This window comes from Marisediminitalea sp. (assembly GCF_984433645.1).
Genome location: NZ_CFIDRX010000123.1, coordinates 1 through 13,269, shown reverse-complemented (window position 1 = coordinate 13,269; position 13,269 = coordinate 1). Strand labels below are relative to the sequence as shown.

At 46.3% G+C, this 13,269-nt stretch carries 11 protein-coding genes; 6 read left to right on the top strand and 5 right to left on the bottom strand.

Annotated features, from left to right (window positions below):
* Positions 1–29 precede the first annotated feature (29 nt).
* Positions 30–3,128 carry an efflux RND transporter permease subunit gene (locus AC4MRN_RS14670; protein WP_491203675.1) on the bottom strand — a complete coding sequence of 1,033 codons (3,099 nt, stop codon included), beginning with the start codon at positions 3,126–3,128 and terminating at the stop codon, positions 30–32.
* Positions 3,129–3,131: 3 nt separating this feature from the next.
* Entirely contained in the window at positions 3,132–4,337 is a 1,206-nt protein-coding gene (locus tag AC4MRN_RS14665) for an efflux RND transporter periplasmic adaptor subunit (protein WP_491203674.1), read from the bottom strand.
* Positions 4,338–4,707: 370 nt separating this feature from the next.
* Here AC4MRN_RS14665 and AC4MRN_RS14660 point away from each other — a divergent pair, with 370 nt between their 5' ends.
* Complete coding sequence (locus AC4MRN_RS14660; RefSeq protein WP_370242512.1) at positions 4,708–5,016, top strand: isoamylase early set domain-containing protein; 309 nt, start codon at positions 4,708–4,710, stop codon at positions 5,014–5,016.
* A gap of 60 nt (positions 5,017–5,076) precedes the next feature.
* On the opposite strand, the gene AC4MRN_RS14655 is transcribed toward AC4MRN_RS14660, so the two are convergent.
* Positions 5,077–6,003: an electron transfer flavoprotein subunit alpha/FixB family protein gene (locus AC4MRN_RS14655; protein WP_491203673.1), complete on the bottom strand. Its 927-nt coding sequence runs from the start codon at positions 6,001–6,003 to the stop codon at positions 5,077–5,079.
* Positions 6,003–6,752 (bottom strand): electron transfer flavoprotein subunit beta/FixA family protein, encoded by a 750-nt coding sequence (locus AC4MRN_RS14650; RefSeq protein WP_073324676.1) that lies wholly within the window; start codon positions 6,750–6,752, stop codon positions 6,003–6,005. The genes AC4MRN_RS14655 and AC4MRN_RS14650 overlap by 1 nt, the downstream gene beginning before the upstream one ends.
* Positions 6,753–7,036: 284 nt before the next feature.
* On the opposite strand from AC4MRN_RS14650, the gene AC4MRN_RS14645 reads away from it, so the two are divergent.
* The 5 genes from AC4MRN_RS14645 to fldA all read left to right on the top strand — a co-directional run bounded on the left by AC4MRN_RS14645 (position 7,037) and on the right by fldA (position 10,974).
* Positions 7,037–8,683, top strand: coding sequence for an electron transfer flavoprotein-ubiquinone oxidoreductase (locus AC4MRN_RS14645; protein ID WP_491203672.1), 1,647 nt, complete (start codon positions 7,037–7,039; stop codon positions 8,681–8,683).
* 103 nt (positions 8,684–8,786) lie between these two features.
* Positions 8,787–9,185 (top strand): H-NS histone family protein, encoded by a 399-nt coding sequence (locus AC4MRN_RS14640; protein WP_073324678.1) that lies wholly within the window; start codon positions 8,787–8,789, stop codon positions 9,183–9,185.
* 94 nt (positions 9,186–9,279) lie between these two features.
* Complete coding sequence (locus tag AC4MRN_RS14635; protein ID WP_073324679.1) at positions 9,280–10,074, top strand: alpha/beta fold hydrolase; 795 nt, start codon at positions 9,280–9,282, stop codon at positions 10,072–10,074.
* Between the two features lie 118 nt (positions 10,075–10,192).
* The gene (locus tag AC4MRN_RS14630; protein ID WP_073324680.1) at positions 10,193–10,417 is read left to right on the top strand and encodes a DUF2788 domain-containing protein; all 225 of its coding nucleotides are present in this window, start codon (positions 10,193–10,195) and stop codon (positions 10,415–10,417) included.
* A 32-nt stretch (positions 10,418–10,449) separates the two neighbouring features.
* The gene (gene fldA / locus AC4MRN_RS14625; RefSeq protein WP_073324681.1) at positions 10,450–10,974 is read left to right on the top strand and encodes a flavodoxin FldA; all 525 of its coding nucleotides are present in this window, start codon (positions 10,450–10,452) and stop codon (positions 10,972–10,974) included.
* Positions 10,975–11,036: 62 nt separating this feature from the next.
* On the opposite strand, the gene AC4MRN_RS14620 is transcribed toward fldA, so the two are convergent.
* Complete coding sequence (locus AC4MRN_RS14620) at positions 11,037–13,043, bottom strand: methyl-accepting chemotaxis protein (RefSeq protein ID WP_490402950.1); 2,007 nt, start codon at positions 13,041–13,043, stop codon at positions 11,037–11,039.
* Positions 13,044–13,269 lie beyond the last annotated feature (226 nt).

The window sequence follows — 13,269 nt, the reverse complement described above, 5'->3', positions numbered from 1 at the left end:
GAAGAGCCTACCTGCGCACGTGTAGGCTTTCAGAACAATTGACGGAAGTCATCTAGACTAACGTACAGCGCAGGTACCAGCAGCAAGGTGATAACCGTCGCAAACAAAATACCGAACGCCAATGAAATTGCCATAGGTATCACTACCTGAGCCTGCAAACTTCTCTCGAACATAATGGGTACTAAGCCCATGAAGGTTGTCAGCGAGGTAAGAATAATGGCGCGGAAGCGCTGGGTTCCGGCGTTAATAGCCGCATCGATGAGACGGTGTCCTTCTGCTCTTGCCCGGTTTACAAAGTCAACCATTATCAGGCTGTCGTTTACCACTACACCAGACAGCGCAATAATGCCGCAAATCGACAATACGCTAACAGCATGGCCCAACAACAAGTGCCCTACAATGGCCCCAAATATACCGAATGGAATAACTGACATGATAATAATTGGTTGGCTGTAAGAGCGAAGCGGCACTGCAAGTAACGCGTAGATGGCAAACAGTGCAAACAATAAGCCTTTACCCAGTGAGCCCATGGCTTCCATTTGCTCGCGCGAGTTACCCTGAAGTTTAAAGTCTACCCGCGGATAGCGCTTCAGAATATCCGGAATAACCTCACCAATCATTTCCATTGTGACTTTATTAGGCTCTACTAAATCGGCATTGACCGCAGCAGACACGGTAACTGAGCGTTTTCCGTCTACCCTAATAATGGAGTCGTAGCCTTTGCCCATCTTGATTTCTGCAACCTGGTCGAACGGCACGTCCTGCCCATTGGGCGCACGCACCCGCATCGTTTCCAGATGGCCGACAGAGTTACGCGCATCCTGCGGATAACGGACCATGACTTTGATTTCTTCATCGTCGCGCTGTATGCGCTGCACTTCTGCGCCATAGAAGCCATAACGTACTTGTTGACCTAACTGCTGTAGTGTAATCCCTAACGCTTCTGCCTGTGGCTTAAGTTGAAGCTGAATTTCATCCGAGCCACCTGCGAACGTATCATTGATATCAGAGACACCATTGTATTCAGCTAGTGCGGCCTTGACGTCCTGACTGATTTTCTCCAGATCTTCAATGTGTGCTGAGCTAAATTCAAAACTCAGATCTGAGCCGCCGCCTGGCCCACCGGGTGAAGCAAAACTCAGGGTTTTCACCCCTGCCAACTCAGGCATTTGCTCACGCCAGCGCTCTTGAATTTCCGTGTCAGTCATGTCCCGGGCTTCGCCTTTGGTGAGCTCGACAAAGACTTGACCACCCAATGAACCGCTATCGAATGCGACAGCATGCTTTACTACGCCCTGCCCGGTCTCTTCAATGAGCTGTGCGTCCATTCGGTACATTGCGGCGAGCATGGTATCCATGATCTTGTCTCGCTGCGACAAAGAAGACCCTGGCTCTAGCTCGACACTAGCCTGTACAAAATCGCTTGGAATGGTAGGGAAGAATACAAATCGCACCAAGTCCCCTTTAAACATGCCATAAGTCAGGATCAGCATGCTCACAAACGTCGCCAGGGTGACATAACGGAACTTCACAGCTTTTTGCAGAAACGGTGCATAGGTATTTTTAATAAAGGTTTTAATACCTTCACTAAAGAAATCCCGGAATCGCTGAAAAGCGTTTGCCTTTGCCGGGTCATAAGGCTTCATTTTCATGTGAGCCAGATGAGCAGGCAGGATCAGCTTCGACTCAATCAAAGAAAAGACCAGACAAACAATGACAACCAACCCGATGGTTTTCCAGATAACGCCGAACGGCCCGGACACCATTAACATTGGAGAGAAAGCGGCGATCGTAGTCAGTACCCCAAAGGTTGCAGGCATCGCGACCTTTTTGACACCCGCAATGACGTTGTCAGTGCTGTGTCCCTTAGCGTCTATTTCGGAATAGGCGGACTCCCCCATAATAATGGCATCATCCACCACGATCCCCAGTACCAGTATGAACGCGAACAAGCTCAACATGTTGATGGATACCCCCATCATGTCCATAGGCAATACCATCAGCGTGCCCAGGAAACAGACCGGTAAGCCCACCATAACCCAGAATGCCAGCTTGATTTTTAGAAACAGCGACAGCACCAAAAATACCAACACACCACCCCAGAACATGTTTTCCAGCATCATGTTCAGGCGATCTGCCAGATAAAACGAGGAATCACCCCATGAGTCAGCCTGTATATTCGCGGGGAAATCCTTTTTATGGGTATCGAGGTACTGGTTAACTTCTTTGGAAATCTCCAGTGCGTTTTGATCACCTACCGCGCGAACCCGAATATTTACCGCCGGTTTGTTGTCGAACATCGCATATTGCTGATCCTCAACAAAGCCATCATCAATCGTGGCTATATCCCCCACCGTGAGTCGGCTGCCATCATCCCGGGTTAGCAATACCACTTGCGCGAATTCATAGCCGGTATACGCCTGGCCTTTGGTTCTAAGCAGAATATTGCCATTGTCAGACTTAATGGCGCCACCGGGTAAATCTACGGAAGACTGGCGCACCGCATTTACCACTTCCGAAAATGTAAGATTGTATTTTTGTAGCGTGTATTCAGACAATTCAATGGAGATTTCGTAATCGCGATCGCCCACCACCTGCACATTGGAAATACCCGGCAGATTAGCCACATCATCACGCAGATTCTTGGCAAACTCTTTCAGTTCTCGCTCACTGGCATCACCGTATACGGCAATCCACATTACATCCTGCAAAAACTTAGTGCGATAAACGATGGGCTTTTCGGTATTGCCAGGGAAACTGGGGATTGCATCGACCTGTGCTTTTACTTCATCTAGCACCAGTTGCACATCGTAATCTTCTTCAACTTCGATAGTGACTGAACCCATGCCTTCAACCGCAGTCGATGTCATCTTCTTGATACCATCGAGGTCTTTGATGGCATCTTCGATTTTAAGCAGTACGCCTTCTTCGACTTCCTGAGGCGCAGCCCCAAGATAAGGCACTCGAACCGAGATGATATTCACTTCGAAATTTGGAAACACCTGCTTTTGAATCGACATCGCCCCAAAAATGCCGCCAATCAGTAGAATCCACATGAGTAAGTTTGCCGCAACATTGTTACGCGCGAACCAGGCGATCATGCCAGTATGCGTATTATAGGATTGCATAGGTTACTCTCCTGTACTCAACGCAGCAGGCTCATCGGCCACATCATCTTTGGCTGGATCTTCTCCCGCAATTCGCAACGGCATGCCGTCAAACGGATTAGGGACGGCGCTGCGAATAACTTTATCACCACTTTGCAGGCCCTCTGATACATAAACATTTTGCGGATTAGAGCGGGCAACTTTTACGTTGCGAATAGACAAGGTGTTGTCTTCACTCACAACCAGCACAGACCCGTCCAAGCGCAACAGACTTCTTGGGATCACTATCAGTGTTTGTGCTTGTGTACCACTTACCGTTGCTTGCACAAATTGGCCAAATCGCAGCGGGACAGGGTGCAAATCTGTGTTGTCACGGCCATACGGGTCGTTCACCTCAACTACTGCGTAGATCAAACGGTTTGTAGTATCGAGTACGCCTTCACTGCGAACCAATCGCCCTTGCCATTGGTGGAACTTACCGCCAACAACGGCAGAAAGTGACACAGGATTCTGTTCTTTCACGCCAGCTGAGAGATCGATAAATGCCAGGTCGGCATCGGTAAGTGGCAAGCGCACTTCCGCAACACTAGTACCATACAATTCACCCACTTGTGCGCCAGTCGCAATAAACTGGCCTAAATCAACATTTCGATTTATAACAATGCCATCATAAGGCGCAACAATTTGCGTTCTGGCCAGATTGCGCTGCGCGCGGGCCAGTTTAGCTTTTGCGGCTTTTACATTGGCCTGCTCCTTCGCCAACTGCGGTTTGCGAAGCCCAAGTTCAGGTGGTACTACGCTGCGAACAGAACGCCATTCTTCAGCAGCTACCTTACCACGCGCGACTTCTTCTTCCAGGGCGGCTTCTGCCTGAGCCAACTCCGCTTCAGCCAAACGAAGGTCCGTCTCGTAATCGTCTCGTTCAAGGGTTAACAGTACATCACCTTTGCGGAACATCCCCCCCACCACAAAGTTATCTGACAAGCTCACTACTCGTCCGCTAACCTGTGCTGCGACCATGGTTTTATGTTTAGGCAGGACGTTGCCCTGAGAGCTGACGGTAAATTCAACGTGTTCACTGTAAACAGGTTCTGCGTCAACTAAAAAGGCTTTTTCTTCAACCACTTTCTTTTCTGGCGGCTTTTTACCCAGAATCATGACGGCTGTCAGAACAATTGCAACCAGCAGTATTAACAACGGAATACCCGCTTTTGCGATAGAAGATTTCATGTATGTGTCACCCGATTGGCCCAAAAGCACGATGCTTTTTTCGTCTAATTATTGTATTTGCACTTTGTAATGCCCGTTGTGAAGTGAAAAAAATTTTCACATGGCACTCCTTATACTGAAGTGTAAAATGACTGGATGACAAACGCTTCAATAACTTTGTTAAAAATTGTAACCGCTGTAACAATCAACTTTTCCAAACGTTTGGCAGCGACAACCTTACACAAATACAGCCACCAAACTTAATCGATTAAGCCTTTTTGAATAAAAACTTTCACTTACTGTATGTTTTTTGCGCCATCACTCTTGAATTGCTAGTTTTTTGAGCGTAACTTGTAAGTTAATTACACGATGTAATGCTTAGGAGAAAACAATGAGCCTGAAGAAGCAATATTTAAAATCAAAACCGGTATGTAAAGTGACCTTTAAGCTCACTGCTGAAGAAGCAAAGAACGCCTCAACGGCCAAATTGGTCGGCGACTTTAACGAATGGGATCTTTCTGCTGAACCAATGAAGAAACTCAAGAACGGGGATTTCACTCAAACCGTGAACTTACCCGCTGATGCTGAATATCAGTTCCGGTATTTATTGGATGAAGACGTATGGGAAAATGACTGGGCTGCCGATGCTTATGTCGCGTCTCCGGTCAGCCTCGAAGAAAACTCTCTCGTTCGTGTTTAACCGGCAACAAAAAGGGCTTCGAACAAGAAGCCCTTTTTCGTTATGGTATTTCGCACCTGATTACAGGCCTGCTTCCAATTCCGGCAGCGCTTCGAACAAATCAGCGACTAAGCCGTAGTCAGCTACCTGGAAGATAGGTGCCTCAGGGTCTTTGTTTATAGCCACGATGACTTTCGAGTCTTTCATACCTGCCAAATGTTGAATAGCACCAGAAATACCTACGGCAATATACAACTGCGGCGCAACAATCTTACCAGTTTGCCCTACTTGCATATCATTAGGCACAAAGCCGGCATCAACCGCAGCACGTGAAGCACCTACAGCAGCGCCCAGTTTATCGGCAATGGCTTCCAGCATAGCGAAATGCTCACCATCCTGCATGCCTCGCCCGCCTGAAATGATAATATTTGCAGCCGTTAACTCAGGTCGATCAGACTTGGTGACTTCTTCGCTCACAAATTCGCTAAGGTTATTAGCGAATACACTGTCAACAGCACTTAATGGCGCATTATTTCCGGTAGCTGCAGCGTCGAAAGCTGACGCTCTGACAGTAATAACCTTAATAGAATCGCTGCTTTGTACGGTAGCGATCGCGTTACCGGCATAAATAGGACGAACAAAGGTATCCGCACCTTCTACCGCAATGACGTCAGACAGTTGAACTACGTCGAGTAACGCAGCAACGCGTGGCATGAAGTTTTTACCTGTTGTGGTTGCCGCCGCAACAACATGGCTATAGTCGCCAGCCATGCTGTGGACCAATTCGGCAATGTTCTCGGCTAACTGATGTTCGTAAACGGCGTTATCAGCAACCAGTACTTGCGTCACGCCCTCAATTTGACTGGCCTCAGTTGCAACGTCGGCGCAATTTGAACCTGCCACTAATACATGTACGTCATCGCCCATTTTGGCAGCCGCATTGACCAGCTTATGAGTCTCAGCTTTTAGCTGGTGGTTATTGTGTTCTGCATAAACTAATACGGTCATTAGATCACCTTCGCTTCGTCACGTAGTTTAGTTAACAATTCCTGCACGGAGTCGACTTTGATGCCGGCCTCCCGCGTAGGCGGAGGGGTGACCTTCAGAGTAGTCACACGAGGTGTTAGCGCGACGCCAAGCTCTTCTGCGGTTTTTACATCCAGCGGTTTGCGCTTCGCTTTCATAATGTCGGGTAACTTTGCATAGCGAGGTTCATTCAGGCGCAAATCAGTAGACACCACTGCTGGTAATGTCAGTTTCAATGTTTGCAAACCGCCATCAACTTCTCTTGTCACCAATACATGATCGCCTTCAACCACGACTTCTGATGCGAATGTGCCTTGTGGCATACCGGCTAATGCTGCCAGCATTTGTCCGGTTTGGTTGTTGTCTGTATCAATAGCTTGCTTACCGATAATAACCAGACCAGGTTGCTCCTGCTCAACCAATTTAGCCAGCAGCTTGGCAACTTGCAGTGACTCAGGAAATGCATCACATTCAACATGAATACCGCGATCCACACCTAGCGCCATGGCGTTGCGCAGCTGTTCCTGACACGCTTTAGGACCGACCGTGACGGCAACAATCTCTGTTGCAACACCTTTCTCTTTCAACCTGACGGCCTCTTCCACTGCGATTTCACAAAATGGATTCATCGACATTTTGGCGTTTGTCAGATCAACGTCAGATTGATCTGATTTCACTCTTACCTTTACGTTGTAGTCGATTACCCGTTTTACCGGTACGAGTATTTTCATAATTTCCTCTGATTTGAATCAATTGCCGATTGTTGAAAAAACACTATCGTTATTACCTATACTGACATCATGGCATAGCCGTTTTGTTTTGCTTTGATGACAATCAAAGCATAGTGTCAAACAAGGATTACAACAGTTTAATAACATTTCTATCATAAAATTTACTTCCAGTTGACGTAAACGTCAACCTGGTTTAGTTTGACGCGAAATATTCAACAGGTGACGGGTGGCAAAAGTTCTTGCCATTAACGCCTCACAACGCCTTAACGACGAGGAGCGACGCTGTGGAAAGAGAATCGATGGAATTTGACGTAGTGATTGTAGGCGCTGGCCCTTCCGGGCTTTCGACTGCAATTCGTTTAGCCCAACAAGCACAGGAACATGGTCATCCTGTGAGTATTTGCGTTGTTGAAAAAGGCTCTGAAGTCGGTGCGCACATTCTCTCTGGTGGTGTAATGGAACCTGACGCCCTCACTGCACTGATACCTGATTGGAAAGAAAAAGGTGCCCCCTTAAATCAAGCTGTTACAGCAGACGAAATGTACTTACTTCGCAATGAATCAAGTGTCACTAAGCTGCCAGCCTTAGTTACCCCGAAAACCATGCATAACGACGGTAACTACATTGTATCACTGGCTAATGTGTGCCGCTGGCTTGCAGAACAGGCAGAAGCGTTAGGCGTAGAAATATTCCCTGGTTTTGCCGCTGCAGAAGTGCATTACAATGACGACGGCAGTGTTGGCGGTGTTATCACGGGTGATATGGGCGTGGATGCCAACGGAGAGCAAAAAGACGGTTACATGCCAGGCATGATCCTGAAAGCAACCTACACCGTGTTTGCAGAAGGCTGTCGTGGACATCTGGGTAAAACCCTCATCGAGTCATTCAATCTCGACGCTGAGGCCACCCCACAGCACTACGCGATTGGTTTTAAGGAAATTTGGGATATTGATCCTGCGAAGCATCAACCCGGGTTGGTTGTTCATGCGGCCGGCTGGCCGCTAACCGAAGCATCCGGTGGAAGCTACCTGTATCATGCTGAAAACAACCAGGTATTTGTTGGCCTCATTGTCGATTTGAATTATCACAACCCGCACCTAAGTCCATTTGATGAATTCCAACGAATGAAGCACCACCCGCTGTTTTCTCAGTACCTTGAGGGCGGCGAGCGTGTTGCTTATGGTGCAAGAGCAATAACAAAAGGCGGATTTAACTCACTGCCAACGATGACGTTTCCTGGGGGCTGTCTGGTGGGTTGTAATGCGGGCACACTTAATTTCTCTAAAATTAAAGGCATTCATACCGCTATAAAATCCGGCATGCTGGCTGCTGAAAGTATTTTCACATCATTAAAAGATGAAAAAACAAACGAATTTAGCTCAATATTCAACCAGAATTTTAATAACAGTGATCTACGGGAAGAGTTATTTAAAGCCCGAAATTTCGGCCCTGCCCTGCATAAATTCGGTAATATCTTAGGCGGTGCTTTTAATACGTTTGAGCAGAATATATTGGGTGGTCGCAGCTTTTTTACATTGAAAGACATGACGCCTGACTTTGCTAAAATGAATAAAGCATCTGAATCGACAAAATTTAATTACCCGAAGCCTGATAATAAACTGAGCTTCGACAAGCTTTCATCGGTTTATCTGGCTAATACGCACCACGATGAAGATCAACCTTGCCATTTACAACTCAAAGACAACGCTGTACCTATTGCCATTAATTTACCTGATTATGACGAGCCCGCTCAGCGTTACTGCCCTGCCGGGGTTTATGAAATCGTAGAAGAAGAAGGGAATTCCCCCAGACTTCAAATTAATGGAGCAAACTGTGTACATTGTAAAACGTGTGACATCAAAGACCCGTCACAAAATATACGTTGGTTTGTACCTGAAGGGGCGAGTGGTCCTAATTACCCTAATATGTAAATTAAATAATCAGTAAATTTATTAAAAATACTTTTGCAAAAGATCGCACTTAAATTAAACTTAAGTGCGATTTTTTTATGCATCTAATTTAATAGGTAATGTAATGAGTGATTTTTTAGATATTTTAACTCATGGAAGACGTTTACAAGGTGCAGTTAAGGATTTAACTGTAGAAGAATTAGAAAGTGTTATTGAAAAACTCAATAATATTATTGAAAAGAAACACGCTCAGGCAGAGGCTGAAATACAGGCTCAGAAAGAAAAACTTGAGAAGCTTGCAGAAATTAAGCAACAAATGGCTGACGCTGGTATCGACATCAGCGATCTTCAAGAAGTAGCAGAGCCTAAAGCGAAGCGTAAATCTGCCGGGAAAAAACGCCCGGTGAAATACAAAATTACGGTTGATGGAGACACCACAGCCTGGACAGGTGTCGGCAGAATGCCGGTTGTCTTCAAGCAAGCACTTGAAAGTGGTAAATCGTTAGAAGACTTTGCCATTTAACACAGATAACAAATGAAGACTTTAAAAGTGGGGGCCTGGCCCCCACTTTGTTTTTATCCGTTTAATTAACACCGACACTGAATCATTTTTCTCTATGTCCTTACAACTTCACCATCAGGTATTTAAGCAAGACAAGGATGCCCCCTGGGTTGTCTTAATTCACGGTCTGTTTGGCAATTTAGACAATTTAACGGTATTGAGAAAACCACTTGCTGAGCAATACAATGTCATCACCATTGATTTACCCGATCATGGCGAATCGCCACATGTCGACGCATTTTCACTTTCGTTGTGTGTAGAAGGCATTTCAGCTTTGCTCGACACTTACGACATAGCTGCTGCTCACATTGTAGGCCACTCTCTCGGCGGGAAAGCAGCCATGATGACGGCATTAATGAAGCCAGAAAAAGTGTTGTCTCTGGTCGTACTGGATATCTCACCGGTTAACTACCCTCCACATCATCAAACCATTTTTGCGGCTTTAAAACACGTTGATTTATCCGTGGTCACGTCGCGAAAAGACGCAGATCAACAACTTCAGGCGGGCATTCAGGAAGCCGGCGTCAGGCAGTTTTTACTAAAAAGCCTTTATCAGAACGATGCTGGTGACTGGCAATGGCGATTCAATTTAACCGGGCTGGAGTCCAACTACACCAATATCAGTCGGTTTGAAGCACCGGCTGGGAGACAGTATTCAGGTAATGTTACATTTATAAAAGGCGGTAATTCTGACTATATCAAGCGTGAACATCAGGCTGATATAGCCGCACTCTTCCCCAATGCAAAGGCACGTATTGTCGAAGGGACAGGTCATTGGTTACACGCGGAGAAGCCACAGGTAGTGGTAAATTTAGTTTCCCGCGCATTACAAAGTGCCAACCAGGGTTAAGCGCTGAATAGTTGATCAATTCTGCGCACAGACCGGTATAACGAAAAGTACGTCAAGACGCCTGCGAAATGGCAAACTCTGTGGTATAGTTGCGCGCGAAAAATAGCGAAGGTTTATTATGCTTGCTGAAAATTACGAACTGATTGAAGGCATTGCGTTCAATTTAGGTATCGTTGCTTTATTTGCATTGATTGGATTTGCAATACACGACGTATTGAAAAGAAACGACGTTCCTATGGTTGGACGTATTGTGGTTTATGGCGTTTTAGGGCTGGGTGCCATGGGGTTTGTCGCCAAAGGCATCATCCAGATCATCTGGCAAACCAGCGGCGTAAGCGGATAACATAGTTAAGTGACAGGAAATAGAGGTTAAATATGGCAAGTGTTGGCCTATTCTTTGGTAGTGACACCGGCAATACTGAACATGTTGCCAAAATGATTCAGAAAGAGTTGGGCAAGAATCTGATTGCCGTTCACGACATTGCAAAAAGTTCAAAAGAACAAATCGCCGAGTTCGATTTACTCATTTTTGGTATTCCTACCTGGTATTACGGCGAAGCACAATGTGACTGGGATGACTTCTTTCCTGAATTAGAGCAGATTGATTTCAACGACAAGCTGGTAGCAATATTTGGCTGCGGCGATCAGGAAGATTACGCAGAGTACTTCCTGGATGCTATGGGCATGGTGCGCGATATTGTTGAAGCACGCGGTGCAATTCTGGTTGGTCAATGGTCAACCGACGGCTATGATTTCGAAGCCTCAAAAGGCATGGCCGACGACAATCATTTTGTGGGGTTGGGCATCGATGAAGATCGCCAGCCAGAACTCACCGATGAGCGCGTTCGCGCCTGGTGCAAACAGCTACACGACGAATTGTGTTTGGCTGAACTAGCCTGATAGCAGTTTATCATCTAACAAAAAGCCCGTTTACACGGGCTTTTTTATTTCTCATTTTTAAACTACAGCTTGAACTGGGTCACTGCGCGTTTCAGATCCGCGATTTCGTGCTCTATTTTCGACGTGGATTCGTTGGCTTTTTGTGTACTGCTGGCACTTAATTCAGCCAATTCAACAATACGCTCAAGGCTACCCGCTACATCGGCAAGTAGCTCATCCTGTTGTTTTGTATCATTCACGATTTCAAGATTGATGCTACTCAATTCCTGAATAATTGTGCTGATATTTGCGACTTGCTCTGTTACCTGTTCGGTAATGCTAACGCCTTGCTGAGACTGGTCACGACCCACATTAATTGCTTTCACGGCCTGAGCGGCGTCACGTTGCAGATTACCGATCATTGATTCGATTTCTTCAGTCGAATCATGAGTGCGATTCGCCAGTGTGCGTACCTCATCTGCCACAACCGCGAAGCCTCTGCCCTGCTCGCCCGCTCTGGCTGCCTCTATGGCCGCATTTAAAGCCAATAAGTTCGTTTGCTCTGCGATGGTTTTAATGACATCCAGAATGCTGCCAATGTTACGGCTATTCTCATCCAAACGATGAACCACATTGGCTGACTCTTCCGCCTGCCGGGCCTGACTTATAACCTGCTGTCGATTGCTTTCGGCCAGCTCAGCGATACTATGCGACTGCTCCTCAACCAGACGCAGCTTATCCATAGCAGTATTAATCTGTAGCAAGTTATTATTGCTGGTTTGACGAACATGCTGTGTATTCGTGGCGGTTACCTGCACCTGTCCACGCTGCTCGTCTACCTGTTGCAGGCTTTTCTCACCCAGTGCCACGCTGGACTTGATCACTTCCTCCAGTCGATGCTCCTGCGAAAGGATATTGCCTACCAATGTACGTAAACTCTCAGTCAGCGTATTAATTTTAGCGGAGAGTGCAGCAAATTCGTCTGTACCAGACTGATCTAATTTGCGGGTTAAATCCCCCTGACTCAACTGCGACAATCCGCGGTTGATCTTAACCAATGGTTTCGCGATGCTGCGCGTTGTTAGCACACCAAGAAATATGGCTGCGATAAGGCCAATCACAAAAACCGCTGCGGTTTTTAATAATGCGCCAAGTACCGTATCAAGAATTTTTTGCTGCGCATTTAACGTACTATCGTTTACCTGACTATAAAGTACACCAATGCTTTCCAGTGCCTGTTTTAGCGCAGCCTGTGCAGCCTCCTGATGGGAGAGGCTATTGGCAGAATGTGTCAGCTTTTCCTGCTGCATCCACACCAGACCTTCCTCGCCATTGAGGGCTTCAACCAGTTTATCAAACTGCTCGTTAAAACTGTCTACCGTACCTTGGGTATCGACCTGTTCAGCTAGACGGTTCAGATAGTCTTTATCGACTTGAATATTGCTTATCTGGTAACTTAAATCATCAATAATAATTGCTGTGGCTTCTGGATCTGTGCTGGCGGCGAGGTCAGTGATTGCGGTGTTCATGGTCAACAGTTTATTGTCAATGTTAGTACCTGCACCAATAATGGTTTCCACACCCTGCTGCCGCGTATCCAGATAGCTCAAATCTAACATCAGCGCACTGGCTTCATCGGCAATCATTAGTACTTCTTCGCTGTGCAGCGCTAAACGCTGCTCAAACTCGAGACGTAAGGCTAACTCGGCATACATAGAATTACTTTCGTTCACGTAAGTACGACTGGCATCTATGGCCTGCGCAGACACCTTGCCACTGCCCAGCATTTTGGCTAGCTTATCGAGTTTTTCGATAAAGGCTTCTGCGCGGCTTTTAAAAGTATTGTGGCTATCGAGCAAACCTTGTTTAGAGGATTCGTGAAATCCGTTTGCCGTAATAGTCGCTAGCGTCAGTATGTCGGTATTGACGTCGTTCATTTGGGTCTGCACCGGCATTTTGTCTTCAATGACATCCTCAGCCGAGGATTGAATAGCCGAAAGACCTGAGTAAGAGAGGATACTTGTTATCAGTAACAAGCAACCGAAGGAGGCGAATCCGAGAATAATTTTATTAACGACGGTTAATTGCATGAGTTGACCTGCTTTGTTCACACATTGCGCTTTATTATTGTATTTGTAATTTGTTTAAACCTGGCTCCGTCCTTAAGTCAGGTTACGCTTTTTTATATAAGCATTACGTTAATGACTGTTTTAACAGGACAGACCACTTATTTGCAACGCTTTAATTACATTATCGGCACAAAATCGTTATATTTCAGCGCGATTTATCATGTTTACTTAAAGATAGCCTACATCT

Bases quoted from the DNA above. Each gene is read 5' to 3' on its own strand.
- AC4MRN_RS14670 (WP_491203675.1), bottom strand. From the start codon at position 3,128: ATGCAATCCTATAATACGCATACTGGCATGATCGCCTGGTTCGCGCGT.
- AC4MRN_RS14665 (WP_491203674.1), bottom strand. From the start codon at position 4,337: ATGAAATCTTCTATCGCAAAAGCGGGTATTCCGTTGTTAATACTGCTG.
- AC4MRN_RS14660 (WP_370242512.1), top strand. From the start codon at position 4,708: ATGAGCCTGAAGAAGCAATATTTAAAATCAAAACCGGTATGTAAAGTG.
- AC4MRN_RS14655 (WP_491203673.1), bottom strand. From the start codon at position 6,003: ATGACCGTATTAGTTTATGCAGAACACAATAACCACCAGCTAAAAGCT.
- AC4MRN_RS14650 (WP_073324676.1), bottom strand. From the start codon at position 6,752: ATGAAAATACTCGTACCGGTAAAACGGGTAATCGACTACAACGTAAAG.
- AC4MRN_RS14640 (WP_073324678.1), top strand. From the start codon at position 8,787: ATGAGTGATTTTTTAGATATTTTAACTCATGGAAGACGTTTACAAGGT.
- AC4MRN_RS14635 (WP_073324679.1), top strand. From the start codon at position 9,280: ATGTCCTTACAACTTCACCATCAGGTATTTAAGCAAGACAAGGATGCC.
- AC4MRN_RS14630 (WP_073324680.1), top strand. From the start codon at position 10,193: ATGCTTGCTGAAAATTACGAACTGATTGAAGGCATTGCGTTCAATTTA.
- fldA (WP_073324681.1), top strand. From the start codon at position 10,450: ATGGCAAGTGTTGGCCTATTCTTTGGTAGTGACACCGGCAATACTGAA.
- AC4MRN_RS14620 (WP_490402950.1), bottom strand. From the start codon at position 13,043: ATGCAATTAACCGTCGTTAATAAAATTATTCTCGGATTCGCCTCCTTC.